The sequence below is a fragment of the Bartonella sp. TT121SHDZB genome (assembly GCF_042193415.1).
Lineage (GTDB): Bacteria > Pseudomonadota > Alphaproteobacteria > Rhizobiales > Rhizobiaceae > Bartonella.
Genome location: NZ_JBHILR010000012.1, coordinates 19,512 through 38,330, shown reverse-complemented (window position 1 = coordinate 38,330; position 18,819 = coordinate 19,512). Strand labels below are relative to the sequence as shown.

At 37.5% G+C, this 18,819-nt stretch carries 9 protein-coding genes; 4 read left to right on the top strand and 5 right to left on the bottom strand.

The window, feature by feature from the left end; translation table 11 throughout:
- Window positions 1-218: 218 nt before the first annotated feature.
- A complete protein-coding gene (gene parC, locus ACFIKI_RS07210; protein ID WP_375666547.1) occupies window positions 219-2,468 on the bottom strand; it encodes a DNA topoisomerase IV subunit A in 2,250 nt (749 codons plus the stop codon).
- Between the two features lie 768 nt (window positions 2,469-3,236).
- Entirely contained in the window at window positions 3,237-5,030 is a 1,794-nt protein-coding gene (gene aspS, locus ACFIKI_RS07205; protein ID WP_375645847.1) for an aspartate--tRNA ligase, read from the bottom strand.
- A gap of 132 nt (window positions 5,031-5,162) precedes the next feature.
- On the opposite strand from aspS, the gene rnd reads away from it, so the two are divergent.
- Entirely contained in the window at window positions 5,163-6,320 is a 1,158-nt protein-coding gene (rnd, locus tag ACFIKI_RS07200) for a ribonuclease D (protein ID WP_375645846.1), read from the top strand.
- 529 nt (window positions 6,321-6,849) lie between these two features.
- Here rnd and ppx read toward each other — a convergent pair.
- Both ppx and ACFIKI_RS07190 read right to left on the bottom strand, forming a co-directional pair.
- Complete coding sequence (gene ppx, locus ACFIKI_RS07195) at window positions 6,850-8,367, bottom strand: exopolyphosphatase (protein WP_375666545.1); 1,518 nt, start codon at window positions 8,365-8,367, stop codon at window positions 6,850-6,852.
- A 6-nt stretch (window positions 8,368-8,373) separates the two neighbouring features.
- Complete coding sequence (locus ACFIKI_RS07190) at window positions 8,374-10,554, bottom strand: RNA degradosome polyphosphate kinase (protein ID WP_375622402.1); 2,181 nt, start codon at window positions 10,552-10,554, stop codon at window positions 8,374-8,376.
- A gap of 318 nt (window positions 10,555-10,872) precedes the next feature.
- Between ACFIKI_RS07190 and ACFIKI_RS07185 the strand changes: the two genes are divergently transcribed.
- Window positions 10,873-11,121 (top strand): zinc-finger domain-containing protein, encoded by a 249-nt coding sequence (locus ACFIKI_RS07185; RefSeq protein ID WP_375622401.1) that lies wholly within the window; start codon window positions 10,873-10,875, stop codon window positions 11,119-11,121.
- Window positions 11,122-11,185: 64 nt separating this feature from the next.
- A complete protein-coding gene (locus ACFIKI_RS07180) occupies window positions 11,186-12,406 on the top strand; it encodes an FAD-binding protein (RefSeq protein ID WP_375645844.1) in 1,221 nt (406 codons plus the stop codon).
- A gap of 209 nt (window positions 12,407-12,615) precedes the next feature.
- Here the strand turns inward: ACFIKI_RS07180 and dnaE are convergent, their stop codons facing one another.
- Window positions 12,616-16,083, bottom strand: a complete 3,468-nt coding sequence (dnaE, locus tag ACFIKI_RS07175) for a DNA polymerase III subunit alpha (protein ID WP_375666573.1) — start codon at window positions 16,081-16,083, stop codon at window positions 12,616-12,618.
- A 402-nt stretch (window positions 16,084-16,485) separates the two neighbouring features.
- On the opposite strand from dnaE, the gene recG reads away from it, so the two are divergent.
- Window positions 16,486-18,594 carry an ATP-dependent DNA helicase RecG gene (gene recG, locus ACFIKI_RS07170; protein ID WP_375666544.1) on the top strand — a complete coding sequence of 703 codons (2,109 nt, stop codon included), beginning with the start codon at window positions 16,486-16,488 and terminating at the stop codon, window positions 18,592-18,594.
- Window positions 18,595-18,819: the final 225 nt, after the last annotated feature.

Genomic DNA, 18,819 nt, shown 5'->3' with positions numbered 1-18,819 from the left:
GGTTTACAAGAAATAGTTTTTATGCACACAATCTCCCCTCATCTTATGACATGCAAGCAAACATTTTTGATTGATTTAACCTGAACAGAAGAAAAATAAGAGAAAAACTCACACTTTAGATCTTTCTTTTTAATATAAAAAAATCATAAATAATCCTTATAAATCAATATATTGCATATCATAAAACCATACGGAACTTTTCCGTGTATAAAATACATTTAATTGATAAATTTTCCTGATTTTGGAAATCCTCTTGGAACCAAACGCCCGACACCCGCACGCATTCCCATCCATTCAATGAGATCGTCAGCTTGACGATTAAAGATTCGATCAGCTGTATCTTGCCAACTTAAGCCTTCTGATAAATTAAAAGTCTTGGCATCAACAATACCACCCTCTTTGTAACGCTGTAAACGAACACCCTTACCGCGATTCATTTCTGGTATTTGTTCAATAGAAAAAATAAGCATTTTGCGGTTCTCACCAACTACAGCAACATGATCACCATTTACTTGAACACAAAGCTTTACCTTATCAGGAGCTTTCACATTCATCACTTGCTTTCCTTTTCGTGTATTGGCGATCACTTCTGCAGAAGAAACAATAAAGCCATTTCCGTGAGATGAAACCAAGAGCAATTTTTCCTCAGCGTGATGCACAAAAGCTGTGAGAATATCGTGCTCATCATCCATATCGACTAAGAGACGAATAGGTTCACCATGTCCCCGCCCTCCAGGTAAATTATTTGCACCAATAGCAAAAAACTTTCCACCCGTACTGATCAGCACAATCTTGTCGGTCGTAAATGCTGGAAATGCTAACTTTAAACTGTCTCCTTCTTTAAAAGAAAGTGCTTTATAATCGTTCAAGTGTCCCTTCAAAGCACGCATCCACCCCTTTTCAGAAATAACAATAGTAATCGGTTCTTTTTCGATCATTGCTTGTTGAATATCATCAAGATCATGTCTTGGTGCCTCTTCAAATGTCGTACGTCTTTTCCCTAAGAGTGTTTCAGGACCAAAAGTGTTTCGAACCTTTTTGATTTCTTCTGAAATTATTTTCCACTGTTTTATAGGAGAAGCTAACAAATTCTGTAGCTTTTCTTTTTCAGCTTTCAAACTTTCAAATTCTTTACGAATTTCAAATTCCTCAAGCTTACGTAAAGAGCGCAAGCGCATATTAAGAATAGCTTCAGCTTGATTTTCTGTTAATTCAAAACGACTGATCAGCTTCTTTTTAGGTTCATCCTCTTCACGAATAATCTGAATGACCTCATCGAGATTTAAATAGGCAATAAGATATCCATGAAGAATTTCCAATCGGCTATCAATTTGATCAAGCCGATAATGAGAGCGACGAATAAGCACTTCTTTCCGATGTTCAAGCCATTGCTGTAAACTCTCGCGCAAAGAAAGAACATTAGGTATCCTTCCAGAAGATAAAACATTAAGATTGAGGGGAAATCTCACTTCAAAGTCAGTCAATTTAAAAAGGGATTCCATAAGAAGTTCCGGATCAACCGACCGATTTTTAGGAACAAGCACGATGCGGATATCTTCTGCTGACTCATCTTGAATATCTTCAAGCATTGGCAACCGACGTGCAAGCAACAATTCCGCAGTTTTTTCAATAAGGCGTGACTTTTGAACTTGGTAGGGAATTTCAGTTACAACGATCACGTAAGAACCACGGCTGCCAGTTTCTTGATACCAACGCGAACGCAATCGAAAAAAACCCCGACCTATACGGTAAGATTCTTCAATACTCTTTTTAGATTCAACCAAAATACCACCGGTTGGGAAGTCTGGTCCCAGCACAAATTGATTTAAATCCTCATCATTTACATCGGGATGCGCAATCAAATGGAGTGCTGCATCACAGAGCTCCGCAACATTATGGGGTGGAATAGATGTTGCCATACCAACAGCAATACCAGAAGAACCATTTGCTAAAAGATTAGGGAAAGCTCCTGGTAAAACAACAGGCTCTTCATCTTCCTCATTATAAGTCAAACGAAAATCAATAGCATTTTCATTAATTCCTTCAAGCAACAATGCAGCCACTTCAGTCATGCGTGCTTCTGTATAACGCATAGCAGCAGCATTATCACCATCAATATTACCAAAATTGCCTTGCCCATCAACCAACGGATAACGAACAGCAAAACTTTGAGCCAAGCGCACCAAAGCATCATAAATAGATGCATCTCCATGAGGATGAAATTTTCCCATGACATCACCAACAATCCGCGCACATTTCGCATAAGACTGTCCAGGATTTAGTTTGAGAAGACGCATCGCATGAACAATCCGCCGGTGGACCGGTTTCAATCCATCACGTACATCAGGCAATGCACGGTGCATAATCGTAGAAAGCGCATAAGCCAAATAACGTTCCTGTAAAGCAGAACGTAATTCTATTGGCTCAATATGTTCTTTATCAAAAGGTAAATTCATTTTATCAGACATAGTATTAAAACAACAATTCCCACAATAATAAGAAATTATTTTATAGGATTTATTTAATGAAATCTTCTATGAGTCGGCTTTTTTATTAAAAGTCAATTACATAAAAACAAACGCTACAATTAGAACATGAACAGAAAATTATATCAATTTGAAAAATTTATACATGTCCTTCCCCCTTGTCCTAAGTAATTTATTGAAAGTTTTGTCAAATCCGACGATAAAACTGCCCACAAAGAGTGATTTCATCCTTTCTGGAATGATAAAAGCACTTTTTAAACATCATCTTTTATTATAAAGATAAATTGTATAACAATCCCATTCAGTTTTTCTATGAAAAACTAAAAAAATGTTCAAGGCTTATGAAATTTAAACTTTTCAGAGTAAGCTCATAGAATGGAAAATCACATTATTCTCATAAAAACGAAGAAACACAATTCTCTGCTACAACGTTGTAAAAACTTCAATAAAAAATAAATAATATATTGATATATAAATATAATTCATTTTTTTTCAACTAAAATGAGACTCCCGAATATTATAGAATTCTTTCATTTCTAATTTATTCATGATCAAGCAATCATAATTATTTCCTCACCTATCACAAGGGGAAGAGCCACTATAGAAACAAAGAATAAAAATGCCTCGTAAAAAATCAACACAATAGCGTTTTTACCTATCTAAATTTACAAACAGTACACACACCGATGCTCTTGAGAGGCACAAAAACTTCACTCTACGTATAAAAATGAAAACAATCCATTACCAACTTTATGAACTATTTTTATGTGTAGGAGCCATGCGGATTCCTAAATCACGTAATTGTGTAGAAGAAACCTCAGACGGAGCACTCATCAAAAGATCAAGCGCCTGTTGATTCATAGGGAATAAAGCAACTTCACGCAAATTTTTAACACCTTGCAACAGCATAATGATGCGGTCAATTCCCGCAGCCATGCCACCATGTGGCGGAGCCCCATAATGGAATGCACGATAAAGACCACCAAAACGATCTTTCACAACTTCCTTAGAAAGTCCTACAAGTTCAAAAACTTTAAGCATCATTTCTGGTAAGTGATTACGAATTCCACCTGATGCAATTTCATAACCATTGCAAACAAGATCATATTGAAAAGCTTTAATAGTAAGAGGATCTTGACAGGCAAGGGCATTTTCTCCCCCTTGAGGCATGGAAAAAGGATTATGTCCAAAATCAATCTTTTTTTCATCTTCATTCCATTCAAAAAATGGAAAATCAACAATCCACGCCAAAGAGAAACTATCTCTATCGAGAAGATCTAATTCTTCCCCTACCCTTATGCGTGCTGCTCCGGCAAAAGATGAAAACTTTTTGGGATCGCCAGCTACAAAAAAACAGGCATCTCCACTTTCAAGCCCAAGCTGTATACGGATTGCTTCAGTCCTCTGTTCACCAATATTTTTGGCGATAGGCCCTGCTCCTTCAAATTTTCCTTCTTCTTCACGCCAAAAAATATAACCGAGCCCTGGTTGCCCCTCACCTTGCGCCCATACATTCATACGATCACAAAAAGCACGACTTCCACCCGTTTTAGCTGGAATAGCCCACACTTGTGCATTCTCATCATTCGCTAAAATTTGAGCAAAGACTTTGAAACCAGAATTATAAAAATGCTGAGAAACATCTTCCATAATGATCGGATTCCGCAGATCAGGCTTATCTGAACCATATTTCTGTATTGCTTCATCATAAGAAATGCGAGGAAAGCTTTGTGTCACAGTCTTTCCATCTGCAAATTCTTCAAAAATAGAACGCATAATAGGTTCCATAGTTGCTAAAACATCTTCTTGCTCAACAAAACTCATTTCAACATCTAATTGATAAAATTCACCAGGAAGACGATCGGCCCTCGGATCTTCATCTCTAAAACATGGAGCAATCTGAAAATAACGATCAAAACCTGACATCATCAACAATTGTTTATATTGCTGTGGCGCTTGCGGTAACGCATAAAATTTTCCCTGATGAACACGACTCGGAACCAAAAAATCACGTGCGCCTTCCGGCGATGAAGCTGTCAAAAGTGGCGTCGTAAATTCCGTAAAACCATTATTTTGCATAGCCCGTCTCATAGCCGCAATAATTTCAGTCCGACGCATGATATTTTTGTGCATAGTCTCCCGACGCAAATCAAGAAAACGATATTTTAATCGAATATCTTCTGGATAATCAGGCTCACCAAAAACCGGTAAAGGAAGCTCATCAGATTTTGAAAGAATTTCTACCTCTTGTGCAAAAATTTCAATCTCACCTGTTGGAAGCGTTGCATTAATAACCTCATCAGAACGAGCACACACCTCCCCATCCACACGAATAACCCATTCAGAACGCACTTTTTCAATAACTTTAAAAGCTGGTGAAGCAGGATCAGCAACAATTTGTGTGATTCCAAAATGATCACGTAAATCCACAAAAAGAATCCCTCCATGATCACGAACACGATGAACCCACCCCGAAAGACGAACTTGTGTTCCTACATCACATCTACGAAGAGCCGCACAATGATGACTGCGATAACGATGCATGTTTTTTGCCTTTGATTATAATATTCACATGCGCTACAAACGCTTTTTAATAACCATTTGTCAAGATATGAGAATAAAAACTCAAAAATAAAGTCAACAAAGGACAAATTTAATTTATCGAATTATAATAAAATGATGAATCTTATTACACAAACAACAGATCTTGAAATTGCACTTAACGCTCTACGTACCTCTGATTTTGTAACAGTCGATACTGAGTTTATCCGCGAAACAACTTTTTGGCCTCAACTGTGTTTAATACAGCTCGCCTCACCAGATGTTACAGTTTTGATTGATCCCATAGCACCAGATATTAATTTACAACCATTTTTTGACCTTATGGTCGATAAAAAAGTTGTAAAAGTTTTTCATGCTGCGCGCCAAGATATTGAAACAATTTATCACCTTGGAGGTGTTATTCCTTCCCCTCTCTTTGATACGCAAATAGCAGGATCCATTTGTGGATTTGGTGATTCTATCTCCTATGATCAAATTGTACAACGCTGTACAGGGCATCATCTTGATAAATCCTCCCGCTTTACAGACTGGAGTTACCGCCCTTTGTCTGAAAAACAACTGCTCTATGCACTTTCCGATGTAACTTACTTAAGAGATGTTTACTTGTTATTGAAAAAAAGGTTAGAGAAAAATCAACGAACTCACTGGATGGATGATGAAATAACAATCCTTTTAAATCCTAAAACCTATGATATGCCAGAAAATGAAGCATGGAAAAAAGTAAAAGGAAAAATTAAAAAACCACGTGAACTCGCTGTATTACAAAAGATAGCAGCTTGGCGTGAACGTGAAGCACGAAGATACAATATGCCACGTCGTCATATCATGAAAGATGAATGCCTTATAGAAATAGCCACCCAACAACCAAAAGATGAATCTGCATTAAAACGGTTGCGCGGTCTTAATAAGAAGAATTGGGATAAACTCTCAATTGCGCAATCATTAATCAAAGCTGTCCACGAAGGCTTAGAGGTAGATCTTTCTACTTTGCCCCCCATTCCTAAATATAATCCACTCAATGATACGACAACCGCTGTTATCGACCTGCTCAAAGTGTTATTAAAACTTGTTGCAAACGAAAACAGCATTGCTCCTAAAATTATTGCAACATCCAATGATTTAGAAAAAATCGCCAATGGAGGAATAAAGAAAAATATCCCCGCTATGAATGGCTGGCGCTATGAAATATTTGGTCAAAAAGCCGAACAACTACTAAAGGGACAAATAGGTTTTTACTTTAATGATGGGAAAATAAGCACAAAACAATTTTAATCAAAAGAGAAAAATTTTGCAATCGCACCTTATTAAATTAAACCAATTTTATTTGAAAAATGTAGAAGAGACTCTGAATAAATTTAAAAACATTCTCATTTTAAAAAATCCATTATGCTAGTCATTAGCTACATCAATTAATATATAGGACAACGAAAATATGTTAAATAGAGCCTACTACTGACAAATTTAAAAACTTAATAGTAAATTCTTATTAAAAATGACAGTTAAATCTTTATCTAGTCAACCAAATAGCAATCTTATTTTAAGGAAAATCTAGAAAAATAGATAGTTTCTCATTTAAAAGTTTTAAAAAGAAAAAATTCTTATAATAAAAACATGTCCCATTAAAAAATAGCAGCCTAGCGTAATAAGAAAGCGCGAAGATATAATATCTCACATTACCATACCTATAAAAAACTTATAGAAATTGCAATTTAACAATCAAAAATGAGCCGCATAGCAACTAAAATACTTAATAATAGCACTTTTTATAAGATATGAAACGCGAATAAATGAGGATAAAAAATCAAAAAATTTCAAAAGCGAGAGGTTGTTTTATTATTTTTGATAACTTCTTTAATCGTCCAAGAGGACGTTCTCCTAATAACCCAGCGTAATTCTTTGGGATCTGCAGGATAATATGATTTGTTTTTTTATGCCACAATAAATGAGGTAAAATCCCTGCAACAGAAGCACTAAAAAGATGAGCAAGACGCATAGTTTCACCAAGAATACGTGCTTTTTCAATTATATTTTGAGTTGCTAACTGAAAAATGGGAAGAGATTCTTTATCAACCAGTAAACTCGTATTGCGAAAAAAAACAGCAAGCGCCGCATAAAGGCGCCCTTCATGAGAAATTCCTGGATAAGATCCTAATGCTATCTGATTTGCCGCTTCATTGCCTCGATAATCTGGATGTATACGCCACCCAATATCAGCAAGAAGGCAAGCGGCTTGACGATAACGGTATTCATTTTCAGTTTCTGAAATTCCAAAAACTTCAAAGGCATTCGTCGTAAAATCAATGAGTTCTTCTGCTTGTTTTGGTGAACGTGCCCGTAAAGTAGCCATTTCAGTGCACGCCGCAATGAGAGGATCTGAAAGTCGAATCGCCTGCGGCAATCGTGAATAAAGAAAACCTTCACGAACGCCAGCACCAGAAAAGATTATCTTTTCAAACTCCATACACTGAATGAGTTCAATAAGAACTATTGCTCCATAAGATAAAAGTTTCCGGCGATTCTGAGAAACCGCTGCAATTCCTCTCATATTATCAATATTACCACTTGCTACAAGACGTAAAAAACTTTCCATTTCAACGGCATCAACTTCATAGCCATGCATAACAGGGAGTCGATAGTGTTTCATTGCCATATGGAGCTTTGCCAAATTACGCCATGTCCCCCCTACAGCATAAAAATAACGTGCTATACCTTTACGCGTACGAGCAACAGAAGATTTATAAAATTGCTCATGTACAATTTTTGTGGCTACAGTAGTATCATTATTTGACATATACTGTAACCGTAATCCCCCTAATGGAAGCGTTATCCCTTCACCCACATCAGAATGATCAATATCAATCAGCTCGAGACTTCCGCCACCAAGATCTCCAGAAATACCCTTTGGTTGATAAAAAGTAGAAACAACTCCATAGGCTGAATACATAGATTCTTCACTTCCTGAAAGAAGATATATTTTATTTTGCAAAATATCCTCAGCATGCTGAATAAACGCTACACCATTTGTTGCATCTCGTGCTGCTGCCGTTGCTAAAGTATAAACCTCATCTGCCCCAATCTGTCGACAAAGCGTACGAAACCGTTTCAGTGTTTGTAACGCCATTTTCATCGACTTTTCTTCTAAAAATCCCGTTTTTGCCACACCCTGACCGAGACCACAAAGAACCTTTTCATTAAACAAAACCGTTGGTGAGCGAACAAGCCCCTCATAAATAACCAGCCGAACAGAATTTGAACCAATGTCAATAACAGCAACAGGTTTACGCCCTTTTAGCCGACCTTGAGCATCTCCATATGTCATTGGATTTTAGTCTTTATGTGTTTCGGCTTGTTGCCGATGCAACGCAACCAAGCGCGAGACAGAAGATTCAAAAGACTCATTTTTCCCCGCAATACTCGTATTCGCCATAAAATACTCCTGCGCATTAAACAGACTTTCACCTCTCTGTGGTGTGACACGTCTTGATGTTCCGTCCTTAAGTATATCAAAGCTTTGTTGATTATCAATGATATTAGCCAACATAATTTGTAAAAGAATCTGCCGACGCACCATTTTATTAAAAACTGGAACCAATATTTCAATACGGTAATCTAGATTACGAGGCATCATATCGGCAGAGCCTAAGTAAACAAGTGCATTTTCATTGGGTAAATCTTGACCATTCCCAAAACAAAAGATGCGACTATGTTCAAGAAAACGCCCTACAATTGATTTTACACGAATATTATCTGAAATTCCTGGAATACCAGGACGTAAACAACATATTCCCCGCACAACCAAATCAATTTGCACCCCTGCTTGACTGGCACGATATAAAGCATCGATAATTTCAGGATCAACCAATGCATTAACTTTCATCCAAATAGCAGCAGATCTTCCCTGGTGTGCATGAGCAATTTCTCTTTCAATATGCTCTAAGATACGACCACGCAATGTTAAGGGTGAAAAAGCAATCTTCATGGTTTCATTTGGACGCTCATATTGCGCAATATAATTGAACAATAACGCAACATCATGAGCGATAACATCATCTGTAGAAAAAAAAGAAAGATCAGTATAAGTTCTAGCGTTAACGGGATGGTAATTTCCTGTTCCAAGATGAACATAAGAGCGAAGACGTTTTCCCTCACGTCTCACAACCAATGACATCTTAGCATGCGTTTTTAATGCAATAAAACCAAAAATAACTTGAACCCCAGCACCTTCAAGATCCCGTGCCCAACGAATATTTGCTTCCTCATCAAAACGCGCTTTAAGTTCTACCAAAGCAGTCACAGATTTTCCCTGTTCAGCGGCTTCAATCAAAGCGCCAACAATTGGGCTATCATTTGATGTACGATAAAGAGTTTGTTTAATTTCCACAACATCAGGATCACAAGCAGCTTGACGTAAAAATTGGACAACAACATCAAATGTCTCATAGGGGTGATGAATCACGATATCATTTTCACGAATAGCCGCAAAACAATCCCCATTATGTTCACGAATACATTCCGGAACACGAGGAATATAAGGAATAAATTTGAGATCATCACGGGGAATAGAAACAATTTCTGATACCGTATTAAGCGCTAAAAATCCATCAAGGACATTAATACAATTATCAGGAACAGCGAGACTCTTCGCTATAAATTGGCGTAAACTCTCTGGCATTTTTGCGTCAAACTCAACACGAATAACCTGCCCACGGCGCCGCCTTTTGAGAGCAGTTTCAAAAAAATGGACAAGATCCTCAGCTTCTTCTTCTACTTCAATATCACTATCTCGGATTACTCTAAATGTACCAATTCCATTAACCTCATAGTTAGGAAATACCTGTTTAATAAAAAAAGAAATAATATCTTCAGAGGCAATAAAACGAAAATGATTGCCCTTCTGAGGCAGAAGAACAAAACGTCTCAAAAGCATTGAAATAGGTAACAACACTGTGTGTGAGTTCTGATCAGTTCCTCCAGACAATTGAATCGCAAGAGAAAGCCCTAAATTAGGAATAAATGGAAAAGGATGAGTAGAATCAACAGGCAAAGGTTTTAAAACAGGAAAAATTGTCTCAAGAAAATATTTTTCAAGCCATGATTTTTCAATTTCTGAAAGATCATCAGAACAAATAATTTCAATATCATTCTTTTTTAATTCATCACGTAAAACATTCAATTCTCGTAGTTGATGAGCCTGCAGCTTTGAAATCTCAGCTAATACAATATCAAGCTGTTCCTGTGGAGTGTGCCCATCTGCACTGCATACTGTAACATAAGAACGAATTTGAGCCGCCAGTCCAGCAACACGAACCATAAAGAACTCATCAAGATTTGCAGCTGAAATAGAAAGAAATTGTAGACGTTCTAATAAAGGATGTTTCGAATTAGCCGCTTCCATCAAAACACGATTATTAAATTGTAGCCATGAAAACTCTCGATTAATAAACCGTACCGGATTTTTCATTGTTATATTCGATATAGAAATTTTATTTACCACCCTCTGTGCCATATATCCTAAATAATTTTCTTTTATACTTTCTAAAATCTTTGATAAAATATCTCACATAATATTTTATAATATGTTATCATCATAATAATGCGTCAATGCCTAACTTTTTTATTATATTTCCATTTAATATTTAAAAATACTTGAAACGAAGCGCAAAGCACTAAAAGTAAGACAGCTATTTTAATATAGCATAAAAGAGGAGAAATTTGTCTTAAAAAGCAGCTTGCATTATGATACGCTTTATTACAAACTCACGCCTATAAAATAGAAGAGCTCAATCATAGCTGATGAGAAAATTTATTCTGGAGTTTGTACGCCATGGCTGATCACAATATTCCCCATTTCCAAAATGATCTTGGATATAAAACAATCGAAATTGGTGTGAAAGAATTTATGTGTGTAGGCGCTACACAACCATTCGATCATCCTCATATCTTTATCGACATGGGAGCAGCTGATGAGAAAATTTGCCCTTATTGCTCAACCCTTTATCGTTATGTTCCCTCGCTATCGTACAATCAAACAAACCCAACAGGATGTTTATATCATCCAGACAAGCTATTATAATGTGTTCTAGGGTTTTCTTAAATAGCCACTTTTTACACTCTACTTGTTTAATATGAAATCATTTGTGGACCAAACACCCATCATCGTTGGAGGAGGAATTGCTGGTTTAAGCACTGCTTTAGCACTCTCTCATAAAGGAATTGCAAGCACCATTATCGAAAAGTGTAAACAACTTGAAACGATAGGCGCTGGTATTCAATTGACACCAAATGCAACATCTATTCTTGCTCGCTGGGAACTTCTTAACAAACTCTCTGAAGTCGCGACAATCCCAGATTTTCTTGAGTTAAAAGATGGATTATCTTTAAAAATACATCTACGGGCTCATCTTATTAATCTAACAGAAAAATATTGGAAAGCCCCCTATATGACGATTCACCGCGCGGCTTTACAAAAAATTTTATATAATGCAGTGATTGAAAATCCTTTGATCAAATACAAAGCAGGCGAAACAATTGTATCTTCTACCCAATCGGCAACCAACATTAAAATCACGACAATAAAAACAGATACGGCAACAGAACAGCTTTATTCAACGCCCCTCCTGATCGGATGTGATGGCGTTTGGTCAACATTACGGCAACAATCTCCTTTTCATGAGAGAGCAAATTTTAGTGGCTTTATTGCTTGGCGTGCAACAACAACATTTGATAATCTTCCTCAAAACTTTCGTTCTTCATTGCAAAATATGAAGACAATTACGGCTTGGATGGGACCCCAAAATCATCTTGTTGTCTACCCCATTCAATCGTCAGAAAAAATTTTTAATTTTGTCGCCATTACGCATGGAGAAAATTCAAAAGAAGGATGGGCCCATAAAGGAGATAAAGAAAAACTCAAATCTCTTTTTAAAGATTGGAATTCAAAAATCTTACAAATCTTCGATCATATTGATGAATGGAGCTATTGGCCACTTTTTCAAATGAAACAAAATCGTTTTATCGGTTTAGAGAGACAAGTATTTGTTGGCGATTGCGCACATGCTGCCTTACCTTTTGCAGCACAAGGTGCCGCTATGGCAATCGAAGATGCCGCCACATTAGCAAAAGCACTTTCATTGAAAGATTTTTCATTAACGAAAGCACTTTCGCTTTACGAAACAACACGCACACCCCGTATTGCAGCAGTAAAAAAACGCGGAGATTTCAATAGATTGGCCTATCACGCAACCGGTCCCATAGCAATTGCACGCAATCTCATGATGAAAATTCGTACACCAGAGAGCATTATGTCAGATCTCAATTGGCTTTACATGTATGATGCGATGAGTTCTATAAAAAAATAATGATAAAAACTTATAAAATCCTTCCGGCACTTTGAATATTACGAAAGAACGAGATTTTTTTTAATTTTATGACACTAAAAAAATATCATAATTTACTCAAATAAAAGCTATATTTTTCGAAACCTACAATCCGATTTTAAAAGCTCCATTTTTAGCTCTCCTAAAAGCAAAAACACCACTCAAAATCAGCTCCCATCTTTAATCTTTCTTTAACTCAATTCTACATCAACAACACCCTGAATTAATTTCATAGCATTTGCGACATGTGAATTTACCTTATATCGCTTAGGAAGCGCAATTTCGACTTCTCGCAATCCATCCTCTTGAATTAAAATAAGCCCAACCTCTCCATTCCCCCCAAGATTTAAATTTTGTTCAATTTGTGGAAGCATATCAACTGTTTTTATAAAGAGACGCATCATTTTATGCTGTTGTAATGATTCATTTTCCAAAGACTGAATTGTTTCAATTCGCAAACTAACTCCTTCAGAACGATTTTCTGCGCTCACCGTAATAATAAAAGATTTTCCGGGTTCTAGCATCTCTTCATAATCCGAGAGTGCCTCAGAAAAGAGAACTGCTTCATATTGTCCACTTGTATCAGAAAAATGAATAATTCCCATTTTTTTACCAGATTTTGTTTTGCGCACGTTTTTTGCCACAACAGTTCCAGCAAGCCGTGCAGCCGTTGCTCCCCCTTTAACGGCATTGGCAAAATTACCCCAAGTCTGAATGCGTTTTTTGTTCAGAATAGCTTGATACTCCTCCAAAGGATGCGCAGAAAAGTAAAAACCTATAGCTTGAAATTCTCGATAAAGCTTTTCCGCCATCAACCAAGGAGTCGTTTGCGATAAAATCAAGGGCTCTTTTAATCCGCCTGCCATTCCAAATATATCAACCTGCCCGCTAGAATTGTCATCGAGAATACGAAGTGCACGCGCATGAAGGGTTCCAAGATTGGCTAATAAAACCTCACGTGCAATGTTAAAACAATCAAAAGCACCAGCACAAACTAAACTTTCCATCGCACGCTTATTAACAATACGAGGATCAACACGCGCACAAAAATCTTCCAAATCCTTAAAAGTCTTATTCCCACGACAAGAAACAATATGATCTACAACAGTTTCTCCCACACCTTTAATGGCAGCAAGAGAATAATAAATACAGTTATCACCAACCTCAAAAACACGATGAGATGTTTGTATAGAAGGTGCAATAACTTCAATACCCAACCTTAATGCTTCACGCCGAAAATCATTGAGCTTATCTGTATTCGTCATATCATATGTCATTGAAGCAGCTAAAAACTCAACGGGATAGTTTGCTTTCATATAAGCCGTTTGGTAAGAAACAATTGCATAAGCAGCAGCGTGCGATTTATTAAAACCATAATCGGCAAATTTTGCTAAAAGATCAAAGATAATATCAGCTTGATCTTTATCCACGCCACTTGCAACAGCTCCATTGACAAAACGCGTACGCTGTTTTTGCATTTCAGCATGAATTTTTTTCCCCATAGCACGACGTAATAAATCAGCTTCTCCAAGCGAATAACCAGCAAGAACCTGAGCAATCTGCATCACCTGTTCTTGATAAACAATCACACCTTGTGTTTCTTTGATCAGATGATCTATTTTAGGATGAATAGAAGCAATTTCCTCTTCCCCATGTTTGCGTGCATTATAGGTTGGAATATTCTCCATTGGACCTGGACGATAAAGTGCGACCAGCGCAATAATATCTTCAATACGGTCTGGCTTCATTCCAATCAACGCCTTGCGCATACCAGAACTTTCCACCTGAAACACACCAACCGTTTCACCACGTGCCATCATAGCGTAGGTTGCTTCATCATTCAGAGGAATATTTGATAAATCTATTTTAATCCCCTTTCTGGCAACAAAATCGACTGCCATTTTCAAAACAGTAAGTGTTTTTAATCCAAGAAAATCAAATTTTACCAGCCCCGCCTGTTCCACATATTTCATGTTAAATTGTGTAACAGGCATATCAGAACGAGGATCACGATACATCGGGACAAGCTCCCAAAGTGGACGATCTCCGATAACAATCCCAGCAGCATGAGTTGAAGCATGACGATAAAGTCCCTCCAACTGAAGTGCTATATCTAATGCGCGTCCAACAACGGGATCTTTTTTCTTTTCCTCTTCAAATTTAGGTTCATCCTTAATAGCATCAGCCAATTCTACCTGACTTCCTGGCGTGGCAGGAATTAATTTTGTAAGATAATCCACCTGACGATAAGGAACTTCTAAAACACGCCCCACATCACGCAAAACTGCACGCGCCTGTAACTTACCAAAGGTAATAATTTGAGCAACTTGATCACGTCCATATTTTTTTTGAACATATTGAATAACTTCTTCGCGCCGCTCTTGACAAAAGTCGATATCAAAATCTGGCATCGAAACACGATCTGGATTCAGAAAACGTTCAAAGAGAAGAGAAAAACGCAAAGGATCAACATCGGTGATCGTCAATGCATAAGCAACAAGTGAACCAGCACCAGAACCCCGTCCTGGTCCAACGGGAATATCATGAACCTTTGCCCATTTTATGAAATCTGAAACGATAAGAAAGTATCCAGAAAATTGCATACGCGTAATAACTGAAACTTCATAATCAAGCCGCTGCTCATAATCTGCAATCGTATACCCTTCAGCCAACCCTATTGTTTCAAGCCGCATCTTCAAACCAGCTTTAGCCTGATTTAATAACTCACTATCTTCTACTTCTAAAGTAGTTTCTGAATTAGTGGATTGTTCTATAAAACGAGGCAATATCGGTTTTCGAAGAGGCGAGGCAATATGACAACGCAAAGCAATTTCAACACTATTTTCTAAAGCTTCTGGAAGATCAGAAAACAGTGCAACCATTTCATCTTGTGACTTCAAATAATGATCTGGTGTCACACGTTTGCGATCTGGATTAGAGACGATTTGTCCTTCTGAAACAGCCATCAGCGCATCATGCGCTTCATACCCTTCTCTTTTCAGAAAAAAGGCTTCATTTGTTGCAACAAGAGGAATTTCATGCGCATAAGCCAATTCAATAAGATCAGCTTCTACTCTCCGGTCATAAGAGCCATGCCGTTGTAACTCCACATAAAGACGATCAGCAAAAGATTTTTTCAAATAAATTAAGCGCTCAACAGCATGTTCTTTTTTCTCTTCCGCCAAAGAAAGATTAATAGGTCCTCCCTTTCCTCCCGTTAAAGCAATTATGCCTTCACTGTGTGCCGACAACCAATTCGCTTTAATATGAGGAGGATCAGTATCACATTTATCAAGATAAGCACGGCTAACAAGGCGAACCAAATGAGCATAACCGGTTTCGTTAGCAGCCAACAGAACAATAGAGCAGAAATCAGAAGGATTACGCCATTTAACCAAATGTGAATGATCATTTTCATCACAAAAATCAACAGTAAGCTGACAACCAATAATAGGTTGTACCCCATGAGAAAGACAATACTGTGAAAATTCCAAAGCACCAAATAAATTATTGGTATCGGTAATAGCAACCGCTGGTGCATGATCTGAAATCGTCTGTTGAATAATTTGGGGGATTTTTAAAGCCCCTTCGAGCAAGGAATAAGCTGAATGCACTCTCAAATGAATAAAGCGAGGAAGAGAATTTTTGTTCTCTTGCATTTGCATTTTATTTTTTACCACTCTCACAATTCTCCACTACAACATAAATCAAACAGCATCCCTCATAAAAGAAAAAAACTTCAATTTATTATAATTTTAAAGCTATAAATTCATCACCTTACACAGAAAAAACATTTCAATTTTATTGATATTTATAAGAGAGTTCTATCAAGAAAATGCCTCTATTCACAGCAAATAAACGCCTAAAATAAAAAGAAGAAAAATATACCTCATATAAACGCTTTAATTGTTATACTCTATTTATTATATTTCTTTTGAAAGATTCAATTTTTCTTCCTAAAACTCAATGTGTAAATAAAGCAACCTCCTCTTTATGACTTTATCCCCAAAAAGCTCTTCTAAAGGTCTAGAAAAAATAAAAAGAGCAGGTTAAATTTGCTCATGCCTCCAAGTCTTCTTACCCCACTTTTTAATTCTATCCGAACTCTTTCTGGTATTACACCTAAAGTCTATGGTTTATTGACCAAACTCTTAGATGTTAATCCCACACAACGCGAAGCAACCCTTATTGACCTTCTTCAATTAATGCCCCATTCCGTTATAGACCGCAGAATGCGTCCCAACATTATTTGTGCAAAAGAAGGAGATACTGTTACGCTCGAAATTATCATCGATCAGCATCAACCACCACCCCGTGATCACAACCGAATTCCCTATCGAGTTATTGCCCATGATCACACAGGAAAAATAAATTTAGTCTTTTTTCATGCTCAACCTCTTTGGCTAAAAAAACAACTCCCCGAAGGAAAAAAAGTCATTATATCAGGAAAAGTTGAATGGTTTAATGGACAGCTTTCAATGGCGCATCCAGACTATATTGCCCCAAGCGAACAATCAAATCAGATACCTCTCATCGAACCTGTCTATCCCTCTACTGCAGGACTAACTGCAAAGACACTAAGACGCGCCATACAAAACACTCTTGATTTTATTCCTCTTCTACCAGAATGGATAGACGAAAATATAAAAAAGCAGCAAAATTTTCCTTCTTTTTCTGTTGCTTTACGCCGTATCCATGCGCCCATTAACCCCGATGATCTATCCTTAGAAAGTACAGCACGTAAGCGCCTTGCCTATGATGAATTGCTCGCTTGTCAATTGGCGCTAGGACTCGTGCGTTTGAAAACTAAATCTCTTGTTGGCACTTCTCGACCAGCAACAGGAATTTATACTAACAAATTGCTCAATATCCTCCCCTTTCAACTCACAACCGGACAAAAAAAAGCAGTAGAAGATATCGCAAATGATCTTGCTTCACCAGAACCGATGCTAAGACTACTCCAAGGTGATGTAGGCGCAGGAAAAACTGTCGTTGCATTAATGGCAATGGCACAAATTGCTGAAAATTCAGGACAATCAGCTTTAATGGCACCAACCGAAGTGCTTGCCAGGCAACATTTTGCTACTATTGCCCCTCTTGCCGAAAAAATCGGATTACAAACAACGCTTTTAACAGGACGAGAAAAAGGAAAATTGCGGACAAATATCTTAAATGATATTCTGTCAGGTCAAGTTTCTATTGTCATCGGAACCCATGCTCTCATACAAAACAGCGTTACTTATAATAATCTCGCTTTAACCATTATCGATGAACAACACCGTTTTGGTGTTCATCAACGTATCGCTCTTACAGAAAAAGGCAATAAAGCTGATATGCTGGTTATGACCGCCACGCCCATTCCGCGCACACTTGTCTTAACAGCTTTTGGTGATATGGATGTCTCTAAAATTACCGAAAAACCAATGGGACGACAACCCATTACAACAGCAACGCTTTCTTTGAAACGTCTTGATGAACTTATAGAGAGAATCACAATTGCATTAGAAAAAGGAGAAAAGCTCTATTGGATTTGTCCTTTAGTGGAGGAATCGACAGCTCTTGATCTCACTTCAATTGAAAACCGCTTTGCATTTCTCCATGAGCGCTTTGGAGCACACGTTGGTATGATCCATGGAAAAATGTCTACAGCAGAAAAAGAAGCCGCTATGGCATCTTTTAAATGTGGAAATACACGTATTTTAGTTGCAACCACCGTCATTGAAGTGGGAGTAGATATTCCAGATGCTTCGATCATTATCATCGAACACGCGGAACATTTTGGTCTTTCTCAATTGCACCAATTACGTGGACGTGTAGGACGAGGCAATAAAAAATCTTCCTGCATTTTGCTCTATAAAGATCCACTGACTAAAACAGCAGCAACACGCCTTAATATTATACGCAATACAGAAGATGGTTTTGAAATCGCTGAAGAAGATTGGCGCCTACGAGGCGAAGGAGAACTTTTAGGTACAAAACAATCCGGAGTCCCAGAATTTCATATAGCAAACCTTGCAGTTCACAGTGACCTTTTGTCAATGGCAAGAAAGGATGCACGTTTATTTTTACAACGCGATCCTTATCTTTCTTCTGAGCAAGGACAAGCTTTACGCTTGCTTCTTTATCTTTTCGGACACGATGATGCTACACGCCTCTTACGAGCAGGATAACAAAGATCTTCTAATAAAAAACTTAAATACCTCTCTGTTCAAATATGATTTTCTCTCTTAGAATTACCCATAAATGATCTATGTAGTCTCTTACCATTTTTATGTTTCATGAACGAATAACAAATCAACAGCACTATCTTCTCTTTCAATCTGAATTATTCTTGCATTAAAACAGTAGAAGCAATATTGCGTCTTTTTTTACCATTATGTTCACATAGCTGATCC

Bases quoted from the DNA above. Each gene is read 5' to 3' on its own strand.
- parC (WP_375666547.1), bottom strand. From the start codon at position 2,468: ATGTCTGATAAAATGAATTTACCTTTTGATAAAGAACATATTGAGCCA.
- aspS (WP_375645847.1), bottom strand. From the start codon at position 5,030: ATGCATCGTTATCGCAGTCATCATTGTGCGGCTCTTCGTAGATGTGAT.
- rnd (WP_375645846.1), top strand. From the start codon at position 5,163: ATGATGAATCTTATTACACAAACAACAGATCTTGAAATTGCACTTAAC.
- ppx (WP_375666545.1), bottom strand. From the start codon at position 8,367: ATGACATATGGAGATGCTCAAGGTCGGCTAAAAGGGCGTAAACCTGTT.
- ACFIKI_RS07190 (WP_375622402.1), bottom strand. From the start codon at position 10,554: ATGGCACAGAGGGTGGTAAATAAAATTTCTATATCGAATATAACAATG.
- ACFIKI_RS07185 (WP_375622401.1), top strand. From the start codon at position 10,873: ATGGCTGATCACAATATTCCCCATTTCCAAAATGATCTTGGATATAAA.
- dnaE (WP_375666573.1), bottom strand. From the start codon at position 16,083: ATGCAAGAGAACAAAAATTCTCTTCCTCGCTTTATTCATTTGAGAGTG.
- recG (WP_375666544.1), top strand. From the start codon at position 16,486: ATGCCTCCAAGTCTTCTTACCCCACTTTTTAATTCTATCCGAACTCTT.